Source organism: Klebsiella sp. CN_Kp073 (assembly GCF_040065495.2).
GTDB lineage: Bacteria > Pseudomonadota > Gammaproteobacteria > Enterobacterales > Enterobacteriaceae > Klebsiella > Klebsiella aerogenes.
The window spans coordinates 2,047,321-2,064,812 of record NZ_CM198051.1 but is presented as its reverse complement, the minus strand read 5'-3'; the positions used below and the strand labels follow the sequence as shown (position 1 = coordinate 2,064,812).

At 56.4% G+C, this 17,492-nt stretch carries 18 protein-coding genes; all 18 read right to left on the bottom strand.

Annotation, left to right across the window (positions count from 1 at the left end; translation table 11 throughout):
• Window positions 1–54 precede the first annotated feature (54 nt).
• Entirely contained in the window at window positions 55–2,448 is a 2,394-nt protein-coding gene (locus ABLV66_RS09965) for a Tle1 family T6SS lipase effector (protein ID WP_512174045.1), read from the bottom strand.
• The gene (tli1a, locus tag ABLV66_RS09960; RefSeq protein ID WP_512174043.1) at window positions 2,421–2,993 is read right to left on the bottom strand and encodes a Tli1a family immunity protein; all 573 of its coding nucleotides are present in this window, start codon (window positions 2,991–2,993) and stop codon (window positions 2,421–2,423) included. Before tli1a (ABLV66_RS09960) ends, ABLV66_RS09965 begins: the two co-directional genes overlap by 28 nt.
• A 141-nt stretch (window positions 2,994–3,134) precedes the next feature.
• The gene (locus ABLV66_RS09955; protein WP_512174041.1) at window positions 3,135–3,521 is read right to left on the bottom strand and encodes a hypothetical protein; all 387 of its coding nucleotides are present in this window, start codon (window positions 3,519–3,521) and stop codon (window positions 3,135–3,137) included.
• The gene (gene tli1a, locus ABLV66_RS09950; RefSeq protein ID WP_316423625.1) at window positions 3,494–4,063 is read right to left on the bottom strand and encodes a Tli1a family immunity protein; all 570 of its coding nucleotides are present in this window, start codon (window positions 4,061–4,063) and stop codon (window positions 3,494–3,496) included. Before tli1a (ABLV66_RS09950) ends, ABLV66_RS09955 begins: the two co-directional genes overlap by 28 nt.
• A 156-nt stretch (window positions 4,064–4,219) precedes the next feature.
• Window positions 4,220–4,582 (bottom strand): hypothetical protein, encoded by a 363-nt coding sequence (locus tag ABLV66_RS09945; protein WP_512174039.1) that lies wholly within the window; start codon window positions 4,580–4,582, stop codon window positions 4,220–4,222.
• A complete protein-coding gene (gene tli1a / locus ABLV66_RS09940; RefSeq protein ID WP_348875928.1) occupies window positions 4,555–5,121 on the bottom strand; it encodes a Tli1a family immunity protein in 567 nt (188 codons plus the stop codon). The genes ABLV66_RS09945 and tli1a (ABLV66_RS09940) overlap by 28 nt, the downstream gene beginning before the upstream one ends.
• A gap of 179 nt (window positions 5,122–5,300) precedes the next feature.
• On the bottom strand, window positions 5,301–5,642 hold the full coding sequence (locus ABLV66_RS09935; RefSeq protein WP_348875929.1) for a hypothetical protein: 342 nt from the start codon (window positions 5,640–5,642) through the stop codon (window positions 5,301–5,303).
• Entirely contained in the window at window positions 5,615–6,205 is a 591-nt protein-coding gene (gene tli1a, locus ABLV66_RS09930) for a Tli1a family immunity protein (protein ID WP_348875930.1), read from the bottom strand. Before tli1a (ABLV66_RS09930) ends, ABLV66_RS09935 begins: the two co-directional genes overlap by 28 nt.
• 56 nt (window positions 6,206–6,261) lie before the next feature.
• Window positions 6,262–7,020: a toxin Tle1 chaperone Tla1 gene (gene tla1 / locus ABLV66_RS09925; protein WP_045390483.1), complete on the bottom strand. Its 759-nt coding sequence runs from the start codon at window positions 7,018–7,020 to the stop codon at window positions 6,262–6,264.
• 2 nt (window positions 7,021–7,022) lie between these two features.
• Entirely contained in the window at window positions 7,023–8,183 is a 1,161-nt protein-coding gene (locus ABLV66_RS09920) for a KPHS_23130 family T6SS system protein (RefSeq protein WP_047077779.1), read from the bottom strand.
• Window positions 8,180–8,449 (bottom strand): PAAR domain-containing protein, encoded by a 270-nt coding sequence (locus tag ABLV66_RS09915; RefSeq protein ID WP_348875931.1) that lies wholly within the window; start codon window positions 8,447–8,449, stop codon window positions 8,180–8,182. The genes ABLV66_RS09920 and ABLV66_RS09915 overlap by 4 nt, the downstream gene beginning before the upstream one ends.
• 39 nt (window positions 8,450–8,488) lie before the next feature.
• Window positions 8,489–10,867 carry a type VI secretion system Vgr family protein gene (locus ABLV66_RS09910; RefSeq protein ID WP_348875932.1) on the bottom strand — a complete coding sequence of 793 codons (2,379 nt, stop codon included), beginning with the start codon at window positions 10,865–10,867 and terminating at the stop codon, window positions 8,489–8,491.
• A 200-nt stretch (window positions 10,868–11,067) separates the two neighbouring features.
• The gene (locus tag ABLV66_RS09905; protein ID WP_047045205.1) at window positions 11,068–12,747 is read right to left on the bottom strand and encodes an OmpA family protein; all 1,680 of its coding nucleotides are present in this window, start codon (window positions 12,745–12,747) and stop codon (window positions 11,068–11,070) included.
• Window positions 12,744–13,409 carry a type VI secretion system protein TssL, short form gene (tssL, locus tag ABLV66_RS09900; protein WP_047045208.1) on the bottom strand — a complete coding sequence of 222 codons (666 nt, stop codon included), beginning with the start codon at window positions 13,407–13,409 and terminating at the stop codon, window positions 12,744–12,746. The genes ABLV66_RS09905 and tssL overlap by 4 nt, the downstream gene beginning before the upstream one ends.
• Window positions 13,406–14,749, bottom strand: a complete 1,344-nt coding sequence (gene tssK, locus ABLV66_RS09895) for a type VI secretion system baseplate subunit TssK (protein WP_063416409.1) — start codon at window positions 14,747–14,749, stop codon at window positions 13,406–13,408. The genes tssL and tssK overlap by 4 nt, the downstream gene beginning before the upstream one ends.
• Window positions 14,750–14,819: 70 nt before the next feature.
• Complete coding sequence (locus ABLV66_RS09890; protein ID WP_227505020.1) at window positions 14,820–15,044, bottom strand: hypothetical protein; 225 nt, start codon at window positions 15,042–15,044, stop codon at window positions 14,820–14,822.
• Window positions 15,045–15,517: 473 nt separating this feature from the next.
• On the bottom strand, window positions 15,518–16,525 hold the full coding sequence (locus ABLV66_RS09885) for a FecCD family ABC transporter permease (RefSeq protein WP_045390469.1): 1,008 nt from the start codon (window positions 16,523–16,525) through the stop codon (window positions 15,518–15,520).
• Complete coding sequence (locus ABLV66_RS09880) at window positions 16,522–17,478, bottom strand: ABC transporter substrate-binding protein (protein ID WP_289578601.1); 957 nt, start codon at window positions 17,476–17,478, stop codon at window positions 16,522–16,524. The genes ABLV66_RS09885 and ABLV66_RS09880 overlap by 4 nt, the downstream gene beginning before the upstream one ends.
• Between the last annotated feature and the right edge of the window lie 14 nt (window positions 17,479–17,492).

Below are 17,492 nucleotides of genomic sequence, written 5' to 3'. Positions count from 1 at the left end.
ATTTATGCTAATAGATGAACCTCCATATATAACTGATAATGATATTTGTAGCGGTCAAATAGAATTGGCCGCTATAAATATCTTCAGCTGTATTTTCATATCCGTTCGCGCCTGCACTAATATATCGCCGACATTAATATCTATAATCGATTTTACCCGCTGGCCAAATTGTTTCACCGAATCCCACGTATCATCATCGTTATCGTAAATCGTCCGCGACGCAAAATAACCGTGGGAAAACGAGGAATGCAGCGGGTCGTGATTATATTTGGCCAGCGTGTCATGCACGTAGTTATCGTAAAAATCCTGCATCGTCGGCGAGCCCATCAGCGCCGCCCGCCGGGCATCGCCGCTTTTCTTGATCTGGATATATTCCGACTCCTGCGCCGCCACCAGCGGACCGCCAAGCTGGTCGGTCTGCGTGGTGGGGATCACATCCAGCAGCACCTGGCCCAGCAGCGCCACGATACCGGTATGGGCAAAGTCATAGCCCCACGCCGCGCGATCCAGACGATCCTTATCGATAAACGGCACTTCTCGCGGCCCTTCGCTTTCCGCGGGCGCCGTCGACGACGGCAGCGCGCCGGACGATTCATTCAGCGCCTGCTGATAAAAAGGCTTACGCTGATAATACTTATCGGCGTATTGCGGGCTGGCAAAGCGCTCGGTGCGCCACGCGGTGATCCAGCTCAGCTGGTCCGCCAGCATCACCTCCAGCGCTTTGGCCTTCAGCGGCACATACACCGGATCCGGCAGCTTGCCCAGCGGGCCGTTCTCCGGCGGCTTCGCGGCGGCGGCCGCGGCTTTCGCCTTATCGCCATCCGCCTTGTCGTGAGCCGCCTTCAGCGCGGCAACCGGATCCCGGCCCTGGGCCACGGCGATGGCCACCACCTCCGCCTCGTTGACGGCCGGCGTTTCGGTCTTCGCCCCCGCCTGCTGCGCCCCGGCCTGCTGCCAGGCGTTAAACAGGGCGATGGCCTGTTCGGAGATTTTGAAATAATCAGCAACGTAGCCTTGCATTACCCGATATTTTTTGTCCTGAGCCCCACCGGGTAATACTTCTTCAGGTACGCTCAGCGGCGCCCCGGCATCGAAGGCGGCGGCATACATATCGTGCAGCACAATCTTTGACAGCAGGCTGCGGGAGTCGGTCTGCACTTTGCCGAGTTCCGCAGGCTTACAGTCGCCGCCGACATCGGCATGCATCCCGGGATAGACCACCTCCACCGCTCCCGCCGGGTATTTGCCGTCCGGACCGCGGATAGAGTCCAGCGGCAGGTCGCCGTGCTGCTCGTGGCCGGCGACAAAGTGGTAGCAGCTTTTTAAGAAGCCTTTGGTGGTCGGCAGCCGCAGGCTGTTGGCCGCCCAGCCCAGATGCCCGGTGGCCGACGGCAGGATATGCGGCACGCCAACCGCGGAGACCGTATCCAGCAGCCCCATAAACTCGATACTGATGGGAATGCCCAGCAGGGTCGGGCCGACCGGAACCACCGTCCCCGCCGGCAGCATATTTGTCGCATCAAGCGGCATTTTAGCGTCATCGAGCAACGACTCCAGCCCGCGGGCGAAGGCGCGGGCGGTGGCGGCCCCCCGGCAGTAGCCGTAGACGAACAGCTTGATTTTGGCGATGCGCCGCTGCGAGCGCTGGATATACAGCCGCGTCGGCTGCCGCGGCCACTGGTTGACCACGCCCCCCAGATGGTCGTCGCAGAATTTGTCAAGCGCGCTTTTACGGTTGAACTTCTGGGTCAGCCGCGAGAAGGGCCAGACGGTGGCCATACTTTGCCGATATCTGGTCAGTTCGCTGTCCTCAATTGCCTTTTTATTCACCGCATAGCAAATGCTGCTGTAGGTTTTAAGCAGCGCCTGGTTGATACGATCCTCACCGCCGTTGGCAAACAGCTCGCCGTCCAGCGAGTAGTGCTCTTCGTCAATCTCAGGAAAGCGCGCCCCACAGCCGGGAAAGTAGTAACAAAAGTAGCCGTCATCTTCCGCTGGCGGCGACTGTCCGTTCCAGTTTGCTGCATGGTAGAGGCGACCGATATTGGTCAACGGCGGGTTTCGCGAGCCGTACACTTCATCACCATCTTCTTCATTACAGCAGGTACCGTCGAAGAACAGGCTGATATGCAGGCTGGCCGGGCAGCCCGGTTCCGTTTTTTTGTCCGATGGATGATCGGACTCCCCGATATATCCCTCCAGGTACTGCCTGGCATAGTTGCCTTCGGTCTGCGTTCTGCTCGCCGGCAGACGGCCGCGCTCGTTGTATTTAGTTTTCTGCCGCGTGGTTTTATCCGCGGGCTTTTTGTCATCCGGCCCGGGAAACTTCGGCGGTAAACTGGCGGCTTCCGCGGTGGAGGCTTTAACCGTAACCGGAGTGGCGCCGGTCTGAAAGGCGGCAATAAGCGCCTTCAGGGCATTCAGCGTGGAGTCTGCGTTGTCGGACATACGATCTCCTCCTTGATATGTTTATAAAGTATATTTTTGGCTCTTTCCTTCCAGTCTGGTGGCGATTGGGGTACCGGATATCCCGGTTGCCCCGGTGGTATGCAGGAACGGACTATCCGTACCTTATCGCAGGGGAAAATATGCACATGAAAACCGCAAGCCTGATCCTCCTCCCAGCGTTCGATAGGGACGATAATCGGCCCATGTTTCTGATAGTGAGTCTCATAATCATCGGGCATCTCACTCGATTTCATCCAGGAGTTAGGATCGGAGGTCCAGGTGATTTTTGCCGTCAGGCCCGGCCGCCAGACATCAGGCACCATCACACAGCAGAAGCCGCCGCCCCCCCCGTAGGAGTTCGCCCTTGGCCCCCCATAACCGTTGACCTCCACCGAAACGATAGCGTCCGGGCCGTGGTTTAACAACGTTATGTCCGCGCTGCTCATCCCGTCGCGACTGTGATCGCGGCAGGCCGTCAGCAGGCAGAGAAAAACGGCGGCCAGCACCGCCAGCCCGCCGGGCAAAATACGGATATGCTTTATCATTGATGTGTCCTTACAAATATAAAGTGATGACTTGTTAATAAATGACGTAATTAAATGCTTTTATTTATGCTAATAGATGCCCCCCATATATAACTGATAATGATATTTGTAGCGGTCAAATAAAATGGGCCGCTGCAAATATCAATACCGGTTTCTCATAAGCCAGAGCCGGGCAATATTAGTCAGCAGCGAATTGTGTATGCAGGCTGGCGGGCAGCCTGGCTCCGTTTTTTTGTCCGATTGATGATCGGACTCCCCGACATATCCTTCCAGGTACTGCCTGGCGTAGTTACCTTCGGTCTGCGTTCTGCTCGCTGGCAGGCGGCCGCGCTCGTTGTATTCGGTTTTCTGCTGAGTGGGTTGATCCGCCGGCGTTTTCTCTTTTTTATCATCCGGCCCGGGAAACTTTGGCGGTAAGCTGGCCGCTTCTGCGGTGGAGGTTTTAACCGTGACCGGAGTGGCGCCGGTCTGAAAGGCGGCAATAAGCGCCTTCAGGACACTTAACGTGGAGTCTGCGGCGTCGGACATACAACTTCCTCCTTGATATGTTTAAAAATAATATTATCTGCTTTTTTATCCTCATCAGGATGAGGAAGTATAGGGTATTTCGGATCTGCGCGACCGTAGCAGGAACGGACTATCCGCACCTTATCGCAGGGGAAAATATGCACGTCAAAACCGCAGGCCTGCCCCTTCTCCCAACGTTCAATGGGGACGGTGATAGGGCCATGGCGCTGATAATATTGCGAATAGTTGTCAGGCATATCGCTCAGTTTCATCCAGGAGTTAGGGTCGGAGGTCCATGTGATTTTTGCCGTCAGGCCCGGTCGCCAGACATCTGGCACCATCACGCAGCAGAAGCCGCCGCCGCCGCCGTAGGAATTCGCCCTTGGCCCCCCGTAGCCATTAACCTGCACCGAAACGATGGCGTCCGGGCCGTGGTTTAAAACGGCTATATCAGCAGCGCTCATGCCGTCGCGACTGTGGTCGCGGCAGGCCGTCAGCAGGCAGAGCAAAACGGCGGCCAGCACCATCAGTCCGCCGGGCAAAATACGGATATGTTTTATCATTGATGTGTCCTTACAAATATAAAGTGGTGACTTATTAATAAATGACATAATTAAATGATTGTATTTATGCTAATAGATGAACCTCCATATATAACTGATAATGATATTTGTAGCGGTCAAATAAAATGGGCCGCTGCAAATATCAATACCGGTTTCTCATAGGCCAGAGCCGGCAATATTAGTCAGCAGCGAATTGTGTATGCAGGCTGGCGGGCAGCCTGGCTCCGTTTTTTTGTCCGATTGATGATCGGACTCTTTAACATACCCCTCCAGGTACTGCCTGGCGTAGTTGCCTTCGGTCTGCGTTCTGCTCGCCGGCAGACGGCCGCGCTCGTTGTATTCGGCTTTCTGCTGCGCGGATTTATCCACGGGCTTTTTGTCATCCGGCCCGGGAAACTTTGGCGGTAAGCTGGCCGCTTCCGCAGTGGAGGTTTTAACCGTGACCGGAGTGGCACCGGTCTGGAAGGCCGCAATAAGCGCCTTCAGGGCATTCAGCGTGGAGTCTGCGGTGTCGGACATACGACTTCCTCCTTGATATGTTTAAAAATGACGTTATCTGCTTTTTTATCCTCATCGGGCGCACGCTGTATCGGATATTCCGGAGATGAACGACCGTAGCAGGAACGGACTATCCGCACCTTATCGCAGGGAAAGACATGCACTTCAAAGCCGCAACCCTGCCCTTTCTCCCAGCGTTCAATAGGCACGGTAATCGGTCCATGGCGCTGATAGTATTGTGAATAGTTGTCAGGCATACCGCTTATTTTCATCCAGGAATTAGGATCGGAAGTCCAGGTAATTTTTGCCGTCAGTCCCGGACGCCAGACATCAGGCACCATCACACAGCAGAAGCCGCCGCCGCCGTAGGAATTGGCCCTTGGTCCCCCATAGCCGTTCACCTGCAACGAGACAATGGCGTCCGGACCGTGGTTTAAGACGTTTATATCTGCGCCGCTCATCCCGTCGCGACTGTGGTCACGACAGGCCGTCAGCAGGCAGAGAAAAACGGCGACCAGCACCGCCAGTCCGCCGGGCAAAATACGGATATGCTTTATCATTGATGTGTCCTTACAAATATAAAGTGATGACTTATTAATAAATGGCGTAATTAAATGCTTGTATTTATGCTAATAGATGAACCTCCATATATAACTGATGATGATATTTGTAGCGGTCAAATAAAATGGGCCGCTGCAAATATCAATACCGGTTTCTCATAGACCAGAGCCGGGCAATATTAGTCAGCAGCGAATTGTGTATGCAGGCTGGCGGGGCAGCCCGGTTCCGTTTTTTTGTCCGATTGATGATCGGACTCCCCGACATATCCCTCCAGGTACTGCCTGGCATAGTTGCCTTCGGTCTGCGTTCTGCTCGCCGGCAGGCGGCCGCGCTCGTTGTATTCGGCTTTCTGCTGCGCGGATTTATCCACGGGCTTTTTGTCATCCGGCCCGGGAAACTTCGGTGGTAAGCTGGCCGCTTCTGCGGTGGAGGTTTTAACAGCGACCGGAGTGGCGCCGGTCTGGAAGGCCGCAATAAGCGCCTTCAGGGCATTCAGCGTGGAGTCTGCGGTGTCGGACATACAACTTCCTCCTTGATATGTTCGATAAGTATTTTGTGTGCCCTTTCCCTCCAGTCAGGTGGAGACTGAGGGACTGGATATTCAGGTTGACCTGGCTGAACCGGCCCCCCCGGGAGCACACAGGAACGCACTATCCGCACCTTATCGCAGGGGAAAATATGCACATGAAAACCGCAGGCCTGCCCCTTCTCCCAGCGTTCAATCGGCACGGTAATCGGCCCATGGTGCTGATAGTATTGCGCGTAGTTGTCAGGCATATCGCTTAGCCTCATCCAGGAGTTAGGATCGGAGGTCCATGTGATTTTTGCCGTCAGCCCCGGCCGCCAGTCGTTGGGCACCATCACGCAGCAGAAGCCGCCGCCACCGCCGTAGGAGTTAGCGCCTGGCCCGCCGTAGCCGTTCACCTGCATCGAAACAATGGCGTCCGGACCATGATTTAAAACTGTTATATCGGCGGCGCTCATGCCGTCACGACTATGATCACGGCAGGCCGTCAGCAGGCAGAGAAAAGCGGCGGCGAGCACCGCCAGCCCGCCGGGCAAAATACGAATATGCTTTATCATTGATGTGTCCATACAGAACTGATAATCGCCTATTGATTATCAAAAGGGAGGATGTTTCATTCCTCAAAGTGACTTTCGAACCAGGAAGCTAAATCACCGATAAAATTCTGCTGATGCGCCTGCCAGCCGAGCTGCCAAAGGGTATTAAATTTGTCCTCCTGAGTCGTAAAAAAGGTGCTGAATTTTTCAGAAACCGTAAATCGCTGGGCATCGATAGCGACATCCAGTTTCATTATTTGCTCATCGCTGAAATTAATCTTGATCGCCTCCGGGATCGTTGCCTGAACTGGCGAACACTCGCCTTCCAGCCAGCAGATCTTGTTGTCTCTATCGCGATAGCTCCAGAGATAAACCGGTTCTAAAAACCACGCTTTTTGTTCTTCAGTGAGCACATGCTGCATCAGCAAGGGGAACATGCGGGTATCGTAATAGCGCACCAGGCCAGAACGGTCTTCCCAGGCGCCATCGGCCAGATTGCGCAAGTGGGCGGCGAGCGTTGAAAAACTTAGCGGTGAGAGAAAGATCAGCAGACCCGGCTTGTAGGAAAATGCGGCGATCAGATCGGCGAGCCACTGACGATGCTGCCAGCAAGCTAGCTCAAGCCGCATCAATAAAGGCGCCATCTCCAGCAGCGGCTCTTCCGGTTGCCCCTGATAGAGCGAGAACCACTGCACCGGAGGAGAAAGTCTATTTAAGCCATCCAACAACGGATTGCTTAAAACACCTTGATCGGCAATGAGATAGACGTCGCGCAGCGCGAGCTTTCGGGCAAATTGTTCCAGCTTGCTAGTCCATTCCTGATTCATTAACGACATGTTCATTCCTTCTTATCTTGAGGTTGCGGTGCCGGCACGGCTGCGGTGACGATGCCCAGAGAGAGGGCATGACGCGGATCGCGGGCGATCCAGCCGCAAGACTGGTGAAAGCGGCGGGCAAATATCGCCGCCAGCGCGATGGTGATGAGCTGCTCCATCTGCCCTGTCTCTCCCCAGTTTTCATCCTGCAGTAGTTGGTTGCTGTTCCAGCCGCTTTGCGCCAGTTCCGGGATTTGCGGCTGTGTAAATGCGATACAGGGATCGGGCGGACGTTCGGCCCCGCTTTGCTGCATCGCCCGCTGACAGACCTGCTGGATATTTTCCACCGCGGCGCCTTCATAAACCTCGCCGCGGGTCAGTCGCGCCTCCCCCTCCCGGGCCAGTAACCACAGCACGGCGGATTCACCCGCCGGTCTTGCGGTATCAGCCGTCGCCGCTACCGACTGGCACCCTGCCACCAGAATGAAACATGCGTCGCCAGCCACATTCATTCGTGCGGTAATCTCCGATAAGCTGGCCTCACCTTGCCAGGGTTCCGCCATATGCGGCAACTGAGCGGTGGGATAGCGCTTTCGCAGCTCGGCGCAAAATTCTCGCCATGCCGGTTCGCTGCCCTGCCAGTAACAGCCGCTCAGGCAGGGAAATTGATGATCGCCTCGCTGCGCCAACCATTGCCGCACCAGCATCCGGGCCAGCTGTTGTTCGCGCAGGTCGATATCAACGATGTCCGAGTGGATCAGCCGCAGCGCCCGCGCACCGGCCTCCAGTTTCTCTTTTGGCGCCTGATGTTCTCGCTTCAGCAGCGTCTGCCAGTGCTCGGGCTCACACCCCACCGGCCCCAGCAGCACCGTTTCCCCCAGCCCTACGCTATATTGATGCCGGGCCCACCACGTTTGATGATCGAGATCGATCAACCGCTGGTAGTACTGGGTGTAGTGGACCGACAGGCGGTAATAAAGCAGACGCAGCATCCAGATGATGAAGACCAAAAGCACGGCGCTAACGATCGCGACGGCAATTAACGCCCCTCCACGCGCTTCGGCAGGCATTAACGCCGCGCCTCCTCCGCTGATAAACGTCAGCCCCGCGCCAAAGGACAACCACCGTCCGTTGTGGGGTGGCGTGGCGGTTTTGTAAGGCAGATAGTCGGTGAGCTGTCTCATAGCGCGACTTCGCAATCAGGGCGTGAACTCACCAGCGTACAGCCGCAGGCGCAGGCGCAGGCGCAACGATGCCCCTCAAGAGCCACCGGAGCACCATCCACTTCATACAGCGAGCTTCCTTCGGCTATGACCGTCAGGCCATGTTTATTGCAGCTCACTTGGTCGCCTTTACAGGCGATACCTTTACCAAAACAGAGGTAATGGCCGCCGATCACCGTACCGCCATGCTCACGCAAGCTATCACCCTGCCGAATAATGGGTTTCAAGGTCTGTTCCTCCGGGTAAGTTATATCAATAAGCGATTGTCAGGCGGCACGCGGAACAAAGGTCTGAGCCAGTTCTTGCGCATGAATCAGGCAATCTTTACAAATCGATGTGGGAAGGTCGGGAAGCGGAAATGTCTCGCCGGCGGGCCCTTGCATCTTATGTGTGCCCTTAAAACTGAGCAGGCTCGGGCTATGAAGGTGGATTTCCCCCTGCGGAGTCAGACGAATGTAGCCGCCGCCGCAGCCCAGGGTGATACCATTTTTCGCGGTAAGCTGCAGATGACCCTGCGTTGACTGAACGGTAATATCTTTCAGTGAAGTGAGCGCCAGAGTATCGCCGTGCGACTCTATCTCCAGCGGGCCTTTCACCGATACCATACGCATCCCTTCGCGGTGGGAAAGCAGTGAGATAGCGTTTTTGGTATTCACCGACAAACGATTACCGCTGGCCAGCGCAATATCGCTGGCGCTTTGCAGATACAGTCCTTTACCACTCTGCAACAGCGTCGTTTCCGCCGTCACGATGCCGATGCCCTTCGGCGCGCTCATCAGCAGGACGGGGCTCGCCAGATTGACGGCTTTGCCGACGAACTGCTTTAACGTGCTGATATCCGGTGGGATGTTGTAGTGGGTGCGGGCAATCTCCTGCCAGTCGTTGAGCTGAACTGCGGCGGCGCTGAGCAATTTACTGGCGGGCTCCATTTCCGCGACCGCCCCCATCGCTTTCAGCTGTTCGTCAGCGGTGATAAATATCCCTTTGCCTGCGCGGATCGCGCCGTAGCTGTCGGTGCGTAACTCAAACCCTTCTCCCCGCGGCGTGTTCTGATGATCCACCAGATGGCCGAGGTTCAGTTGGCTCTTGCCGCCATATTCGGTGCTGACCTTAACGTGCTCTTTACCTCGGGTATCATCGAGGCGAATTTTGTTGTTCGCTGGCGTGCGCAGCACGTTGCGCTTGTAGTTGTAAAGCGTCACATGGTCCTGGTGCGTGGAATCGTGCAGCGCGCCGGCGATGTAGGGCCGATCCGGATCCCCCTGCTCAAAAGCGATCGCCACTTCGGTTCCCGCTAACAACGGCAGATGCAGGCCAAAAGTTTCACCGGCGTAAGGGCGTGCCTGCCGCACCCACAGGCTTTCCTCACCCGGCTGCCAGCGATCGCGGTCGAATAATAAGTTCACCCGATAACGTCCGTCGCGATCGATATGGCCGTAGAGATCGTTGATTTTGGTGCTGGTGACGCGCGCTGGCAACGTCCCGGCCATCTTGGGTTTGCTGATGATTGCCGGGCGAAAGCAATAGGTTTCTACACTGGGAATGGCCTGAAACGTCACTTCGAAGCTGCGATCGCGGCGGGCGCGACAGTGAATAGCGGTGATCGCCACGCCCCGGCGCCAGACCTCCGTCACCTCCTCGCCGCCGTTCACTTTTAGCAGTTGGCCGGGAGCCAATGTCGCGCAGTTTGTTTCCCCGCTCAGCCGCGTCTGCTGGTTCAGGTAGCGCTCATGGCGAATACGGGCATAAAAGGCCCCGCTCTCCGGGTCCGGCGTATGCTGGTAGCGATTACCCGGCGCCAGATAGTTGTCCGCCCAGTGATAGGCTTCACCATAGGTGGTACTATCGCCGCGGCTGACATTGATGTTGAGATTCATGTCCTCGGGCGCGTTACGATAGTTGTAGTCACGGGTGAAGACCGAACGCTCAACCACGTGGTGTCGGCTCTGCAAATCCCACACCGACTCGCTGCCGCCATCATGCTGCCCTGACGGGGCGACCGAGGGCAACATCAGCCCCGCCTCGTAGTGTTGCTGGTCGTCGAAGAACCCCGCCACATCAATATTTAGCCGGGTATCTGCGGTGAAGCGAAACCAGATCCCCACCTCGCCCAACAGCCGGGAGATAAAAGTCAGATCGTCCTCGCCGTACTGCATCACCTGTTCACGGCGCGGATATTCATGCGCCAGTCGAAATACAAAATCTTCCCCGCGCATGTGGTGACGGGTTCTGAGAATGTGCTCCACAATCTGCGGCACCGACATGTCCTGGTAAATTCGATTCTGATGGCTCTTCGACAGTAACGCCAGACGCGGCTGTAACGTCAAGGCGTAACGCGTTTCCTCCTTTGAGGTGGAAATCCGTTCAAAAGTGGTGATCGTCCCCTGCAGCACGCGCACCGGTTGCTGGATCTTAATGCCAAATCCCTGGTCAACCGGCGCCTGCAAGGTCAGCGAGGTGTTTTGCAGCAACATCTGCTGCGGGGTGATGGCGCGATCGCTGCTGGTAAATTCAATGGTATAGCGGAAAGGCTCGCTTAAGTTTTCCTCGCCTTCGAAGCACAGAACATCCAGCGAGGAGTTACAACCATGCACCTGTAAAAGATGATGACTGTGGTTGAAAAACAAAGGCTTTATGTCACTCATGGTTTATTTTCCCTTATCAAACACCATTTTCTTTATCTCCCTTCCATCACTTTCAGCCACGCTACCGCCCGTCGCTGTTTCCTGTTGATGAGGAGCCCAAAAGCGCACAAGGTTGGGCAGATTGTGTTGACCCCGGTCCCCGGCAACAAAAACGACGGACAGGAAAACCTGCCCGCACGGAGATTGATGAGATAGTCGGTTTAGAAAGCACCATCCGCCGGGGATGAGGCGGAGTTGGTCGCCACCCGGCAGGCATCGGCCTGCGGCACCAGGCTAATTTCGACCCGGCGGTTCAGCGCCCGGCCTTGCTGCGCCTCGTTGCTGGCGATAGGTCGGCTTTCGCCATAACCCTGTACCGCAAAACAACTTTCCGGCACGTCACCGGTGTCGCGCATCCAGTTGCGCACCGATTCGGCACGCTTCAGAGAGAGTGTCTGGTTGGATTTATCATCACCCACGCTGTCGGTATGCCCGGCGATGACGATAAGCCAACCTGGCCTGGCCTTTATCCCCAGCAGCGAGTTCACCAGCAGCTTGGTGGAGCCCGGTTTCAGCGTCCACTTGCCGGTATCGAAAAGTGACATGCTGTCGAGGCGGATAATTTTCGGCACGATTTTTTCTACCGCTTTCGGCGGTGGCGGGGGGACGTAGGAGCGAATCGTTTCCAGTACCGTCTGACGCAGACGCTCGCCGCGATATAGCCCGAGCCCCAGCGCCAGCGGCGCGCCATCACGCGCGAAGGCGTCCAGTTGCGCCGCATCCTGACGTAAAATCTGTACGGCGCGGGCTTTTGCTGCATGGTCGTCCATCGCCGTCCGTTCATAGCGCTGAACATCAAAGCCGATCCGCTGAAGGAGTTGATGGTTGTTCCATGCGCTGCAGCACAGCGCGATCATGGCCGCGAGGGAGAACAGGCAGAATGCCCGCCGCAGAGCACGGTTTTTCGGCGTGATGCCACCGCCCAGCGGTAGTATTGGCAAAATGAAATCAGGCAATGTCCGCGCTTCTGAAGTCATTTCCGGCAACCAGCCCGGTAGTGAGTTGAGGGCGGTATGACCAGACAGCCAGCGCTGCCATAGGTTATCCGCCACGACAGGCGCCCCGGCAGGCGTGAAATGATACAGCACGACTGCCGGAGCAATCGGGGGAACATCGTCGGTTGCCGCAGTCAACGCGCTCAACGCCATCTGCTGCGTAAAGCGGGCAAACGCATTCATCCTCACCAGCGCCGCCAGGCGATGAGCGCCATCAGCCTGCATCAGCCAGCTTGCGCTGCTGCACGGCACGCCGTCAGAGGGCCACACCTGCGTCATCTCTCCGGCACGCGCAGTCTGCCATAACGGCTCCAGCGATGCGCCGGACAGGGTGCTGTTCAGCAGTAACGGTATCGCCCGGCGGGTATCACGCCGCACCTGAGCAAGCTGCCAGCGCAACTCGCGAAGCCGGGCCGTCAGCGCCGCGTCATCATCATGTTGTTGCGGCTGCACGCAGAACATCACTGCCAGTTGCGCGATGAGCGCCGGCCGCTCACGCTGCAAATAACGCACCGTCTGCTGTAACGCGGCGGTGGTGACTCTCAGCCAGCAACCTTGTGAGGTAGGATAAACCGCGCTTTCTCCCGGCCAGTCCGCGGTGTCGCCGCAGACCAGCACAACCGGCAGTCGGTAAGGCGCCGGCGGTAGCTCAACCATCCAGTCGGCATCCTCTGGTCGCCCGCGTCGTTGCCGCTCGACGTAGACCACTCCGGCCGCTACGCCCGCCACCGTCAACCCAACAGCCAGCAACCGGCCGCCGGTGGTTAACGGCAGAAACAGCAGGCTCAGCAGCACTACCAGCAGCCCCGCCCACAACCATAACAGGCGCTGATAGCGCGCGTTCATTGCCCGCTCCCCAGTTGCAAAGCCGCTACCAGACCATCCAGCCAGTAGTTCAACCCCAGCCACAGCGCGGCCACCGCCGCCAGCGACAATCCAATGCAGATAGGCCAACGGCGCAGCCAGTCAGCCATGCCGTTGCGCCCGGAGAGCGCCGCCAGTATCGGCTGATGCGGGTCGCTCGCAAACGGCGGTACACGCTCGCCGAGCGTGCTGACAAGCGCTGCGCGCGCCGGGTCATTAAGGCTATACCGGCCCTTAAACCCCAGCGCCAGCACCCGATGAAAACAGGTCAGTACGGCTAGATCCGGCGCCGGTTCGCGCAGCACCTGGCGGATGCGCTCATAGAGCGCATCCCCGGCTTCCATGCCGCCAAAATATTTGACCTCCAGCGGTCGATCGTACCAGGTGATACTGGCGTCATCTTCCTCTTTGCGGCCTTTGGCGGTTTCATCCAGCAGCGCGCACCAGCTATAAAGGATATGCTGGCGGTTCGCCTCACTGACATCCGCGGCCACAAGCTGCGCCATCACCTGTTCAATGTTGTTTACACAACGCTGCCAGAGGAGTTTCCCCTCCCCCTCGGCCAGTTTGGCGCCGAGACGCAGTTCCGTCACCGTAAGCCAGCTATCCGCCAGCAGAGCATCAATATTGAGATCCTGAGTCATGAGCGCAGCACCGCATACAGTTCGAGTTCAGGGTCGCCCAGCAGGCCGGGCACATAAAAGACGCAACTCCCTTCCGCCAGCATCGCCTGCGCCGCCGGATGAGTCATATCAAGGGTGAAATACTGATTTTCCAGGCGCAGCGGGATGGCGGCGGGAACATGGCTCATGGCCTTTAGCGGAATACCCGGCTGCGAACCGTTGACCACCCGGTCAACCTCATCGGGGCTACCGGCTTTACACTGTTGCGGAAATTGCTCCAGCAGCTGCGCCGCAGGTAGCGCGGAACGCACCGAGAGATAAAAATCGGCCTCTTCGCGCAACCTTGGATCGTGCAGACGGGCATGCCAGCGCTTACGCCGGTCATCGTGCGTCATTTCAATCGCCACGACCCTGGATGGCAGGCTGGCTTCGAGCAGTACGCCGAGTAATTTGAACAACGGTGGAAAGACTTCTGTCAGCGCCTGATGGCGATAAGGCGGAATATCCGCCGTAGTATGGTCAAGGGAGAAGGTCAGCAGACTGCCCGCCAGGCCGGCCAGCGCTTCATACAGCCGTTCCGGATGTACCTGTGGATGGCGTAGAAAATGGCTCAACACCGGCTCCGCGCTGTTGAGCGCGTTCAGTAGCCAGAACAGTGATACATCCGCTACCGCAAAATCCGCCATCCTGGCGTTGCTCTCCCGGCGCATCGCCATCAGGCGCTGCAGGCGCGCGCGCAGCTGATTCGTCAGCTGTTCTGTTTGTTCGTAAAGCCAGTGGCTGGCCAACACTTTCAGCAGCGGCGGGATAAAGTGCTCATCCAGCGACCAACAGTTCTGACTGTCGCGACGTAGTCTGGCGAGGGCGACGGTTTGATAATCGCCGTTATCGTCATCCGCAGCGCGCAGCGTCAGTTGCGCAAGCAGCACCGCAATTTGTCGACTGTCTTCGCCATATCTGTTGCGCACTTCTCGCCAGGCCAGACGCCAACGTACCGGCCGCTCTGCGCGCTCTTCCATCTGCAGGCAGTTGCCGCCGTTTTCATTCTCATGAGGCAGCGCCAGCACCACGGTTAATTCACGGCAGTCCTCCTGCGGCAATACCATTACCGCAGGAAGCGCATCAGCGTTATCGCTGTCGATAAGCGTGCCGTCAGGAAAGCGCACGTACAGGTGACTGGCTTTTAGTGTCCCTTGCTTTAGCAGGGCGGCGTCAAATTCGACGCGGATGACGCCCCAGGGATTCATTACTCCCAGACGGGCAATACATTCGCTTTGCCAGGCCGCCTGGTTCACCTGTTGTTGAAAATGTTGTGGGGAGATCATCTGACCCCTGCCCCACAGTGGTCGTAATGTTTTCATCGCACCTCCTGTGCGTTACTTTTGCTTCTTCAATAAGACGTTCTTAAACCCCAGATTTCATTTCACCTTGCTAACTCACGGGCGAACGGCGCTCCGAAAGAGAAAAAATTGAATTATTGTTATTGGTATTTATTTTTTCTTGAACGAATATTGGGTGGGCTTTAATATTATCGAAACGACTAACGGCCAGAAGTTTAAGCGTCAGCTCGACGGCCCTCGGTTCAATTTCGATATGCAGTGACAATTGTGAATGAATACGGGTATTGAGTCGCTCACCTGGGAAGGCGTTGTTCATTACATCCCTTATATATCCGAACCACATCAGAATGAATCACTAGTTACCGTCAGCCACCCAGATTAATGAACCATATTTAGATTGATATCAAGAATATTCACTATAGAAATAACAAACAAAATAACTAGCAATCGCAATATTGCAATATATCGCGTGGGCTCATGTGTTTTTAGTAGGGAATTAAACCAAAAACTCACTGACTAACGGGGCATGCGCCAATGATGCCTATTCCATTGATATAAATCATCACTTACCGCTATGCCGCAACAATATTGACCTGAAAGAATTTTCGGCTCAATTATATTTCTGGCGAATTATTTACAAACATTCTATCTCCCCCAAATGCGCACCAGCCAGAAAAGTCACCTCTTCAACGGCGGAGAATATTTTTATATTCGGCGAATAACATTCATTCAAATAATAAAACCCATTAATTGCGCGCAATTAATGGGTTTTATTAGCCTTGCCCCGGCTTATCGTGTTGCCCGCATCAGCAGACTAACAATAAACGCGCCGCCAAGCCCGGCAGTAATAATACCAATCGGTAATTCTTGATTCGCTATCAGGCTTCGGCTAAGTATATCGCCGCCAATGAGCAATATCGCGCCCAGCAGAGCGCACATTGGCACGGCCATTCGGTGCCTGACGCCCACGACCCGACGCGCCAGATAAGGCACCATCAGGCCGACAAAACCAATGACCCCGGTTAAAGAGACCAGCAAAGCGGTAGCCAACGCGCAGCAGAGAAAGGTTTCGCTTCTCAGCCGCTCCACGTCGACGCCCAGCGAGCAGGCCGTCTGCTCCCCCGCCAGCAGCGCATCCAACGCCCGCCAGCGAATCAGGGTAAATCCGCTCAACAACGCCAGGCTCAATAACGGAATGAACAGGTTGTCCCATCGCGCCAGTCCCAGACCGCCCAATGACCAGAATAGCAACGAACCGGCCGCTCGCTGATCGCCGGAAAAGACCAGATAGCTGGTCAGCGCGCTGAAAAGAAACGACACCGCCAGGCCGCAGATAATTAACTGTTCCGCTCGCCTTAGCTGGTTGACGCGAAACAACATCATCACCGCCAGCGCGGATAATATCCCGCCGATGAAGGCCGAGACCGGCAGCGTAAACGCCCCCAGTATCTCGCCGAAACGGGTGATCACCAGCACCGCGCCGGCGGAAGCGCCTGAAGAGAGACCGAACAAGAATGGATCGGCCAGTTCGTTACGTGTCGTAGTCTGTAACAGCAAGCCGGCGATCGCCAGTCCTGCGCCGGTCAACGCCGCCAGCAGGCTCCGTGGTAGGCGTAAGTCAATGATGATAGTTTTCAAAATTTCGGGAATGGGAGCCGATGATAGCCCTAACGCTGATATCACCTGTCGCCATGAGAGTTCCACACTCCCCAACCGCAGGCTCGAAATCATCAAGGCGCATAAAACGACGGATGCCAGCGCCGTCCATAGAACAAAACGTTGCACTGACGGCTTCATTTCACGTCCGTGGCATATAAGAGATGCGCCAGCTTCTCAACTGCCGCAATATTCGCCGGCCCCGGAGTCAATTCAGCATACTGCAACTTTAGATAACGCTGCTGCCGGACAGCGGGGGTCTGTTTCATCAGGGGATGGGATTCCAGTATGCGCTGCAGCGCCTCGGTTCCCGTGCCGGTTTGGTAATCGAGCAGAATAATCACCTGTGGTTCTCTGGCCGCCACCGCCTCCCAGCTCGTCGTTGTCCAGTTCGCGTCCAGAGTATCCATCACGTTGCGTCCCCCGGCCGCCTCGATAATGGCCGTCGGCATCCCGTACTTGCCGCTGGTAAAAGGTTTATCTTCGCCGGAGTCATAGACAAAGACCCGCAGCGGCTGCGTATTCGCTGCCCTGGCAGGCAGATGCGCCAGGCGACGCTTCCATCCTTCCACCAGCGCTTCTGCCTGTTGTTGCTTGCCAAAAATCTTGCCCAACTTGAGTTCATCGTTGTACAGCAAACTCATATCAGCTTTCTTCCCGCGCCCGCCGGCCTGGACGCAGCTTTCACTGAGTACCAGGGTGTTAATCCCATATGGCGCCAGCGTCTGCGGCGTCACATCGCCGCCGATTTTCATGCCGTAGTTCCAGCCGGCGAAGAAAAAGTCCGGCCGAACCGCCAGCAGCGTTTCCAGCGCCGGATATTTAGGCGCCAGCTCGGGGATGGCCCCCATTGCCGCTTTGAACTCCGGCGTAAGTTTGTACCAGCCGGTGATGCCGGTTAGCCCCACAATCCGCTGCTGGAGATCGAGCGCGAAGGCCATTTCCGCCATATTAAGATCGTTAATCACCGCGCGCTGCGGGGGTTGATTAAAGGTGATGGGCTTACCGCAGCTATCCACGGTGACGGGAAATTGATTAGCCAGCGCCAACGGGCTACTTAACAGCAGCAATAAAGTAGTTAAAAGTTTGTTCATATTTACTCGAGTTC

What these genes read in the sequence shown, in the direction of transcription:
- ABLV66_RS09965 (WP_512174045.1), bottom strand. Translation starts at nt 2,448, where the DNA reads ATGTCCGACAACGCAGACTCCACGCTGAATGCCCTGAAGGCGCTTATT.
- tli1a (WP_512174043.1), bottom strand. Translation starts at nt 2,993, where the DNA reads ATGATAAAGCATATCCGTATTTTGCCCGGCGGGCTGGCGGTGCTGGCC.
- ABLV66_RS09955 (WP_512174041.1), bottom strand. Translation starts at nt 3,521, where the DNA reads ATGTCCGACGCCGCAGACTCCACGTTAAGTGTCCTGAAGGCGCTTATT.
- tli1a (WP_316423625.1), bottom strand. Translation starts at nt 4,063, where the DNA reads ATGATAAAACATATCCGTATTTTGCCCGGCGGACTGATGGTGCTGGCC.
- ABLV66_RS09945 (WP_512174039.1), bottom strand. Translation starts at nt 4,582, where the DNA reads ATGTCCGACACCGCAGACTCCACGCTGAATGCCCTGAAGGCGCTTATT.
- tli1a (WP_348875928.1), bottom strand. Translation starts at nt 5,121, where the DNA reads ATGATAAAGCATATCCGTATTTTGCCCGGCGGACTGGCGGTGCTGGTC.
- ABLV66_RS09935 (WP_348875929.1), bottom strand. Translation starts at nt 5,642, where the DNA reads ATGTCCGACACCGCAGACTCCACGCTGAATGCCCTGAAGGCGCTTATT.
- tli1a (WP_348875930.1), bottom strand. Translation starts at nt 6,205, where the DNA reads ATGATAAAGCATATTCGTATTTTGCCCGGCGGGCTGGCGGTGCTCGCC.
- tla1 (WP_045390483.1), bottom strand. Translation starts at nt 7,020, where the DNA reads ATGTCGTTAATGAATCAGGAATGGACTAGCAAGCTGGAACAATTTGCC.
- ABLV66_RS09920 (WP_047077779.1), bottom strand. Translation starts at nt 8,183, where the DNA reads ATGAGACAGCTCACCGACTATCTGCCTTACAAAACCGCCACGCCACCC.
- ABLV66_RS09910 (WP_348875932.1), bottom strand. Translation starts at nt 10,867, where the DNA reads ATGAGTGACATAAAGCCTTTGTTTTTCAACCACAGTCATCATCTTTTA.
- ABLV66_RS09905 (WP_047045205.1), bottom strand. Translation starts at nt 12,747, where the DNA reads ATGAACGCGCGCTATCAGCGCCTGTTATGGTTGTGGGCGGGGCTGCTG.
- tssL (WP_047045208.1), bottom strand. Translation starts at nt 13,409, where the DNA reads ATGACTCAGGATCTCAATATTGATGCTCTGCTGGCGGATAGCTGGCTT.
- tssK (WP_063416409.1), bottom strand. Translation starts at nt 14,749, where the DNA reads ATGAAAACATTACGACCACTGTGGGGCAGGGGTCAGATGATCTCCCCA.
- ABLV66_RS09890 (WP_227505020.1), bottom strand. Translation starts at nt 15,044, where the DNA reads ATGAACAACGCCTTCCCAGGTGAGCGACTCAATACCCGTATTCATTCA.
- ABLV66_RS09885 (WP_045390469.1), bottom strand. Translation starts at nt 16,525, where the DNA reads ATGAAGCCGTCAGTGCAACGTTTTGTTCTATGGACGGCGCTGGCATCC.
- ABLV66_RS09880 (WP_289578601.1), bottom strand. Translation starts at nt 17,478, where the DNA reads ATGAACAAACTTTTAACTACTTTATTGCTGCTGTTAAGTAGCCCGTTG.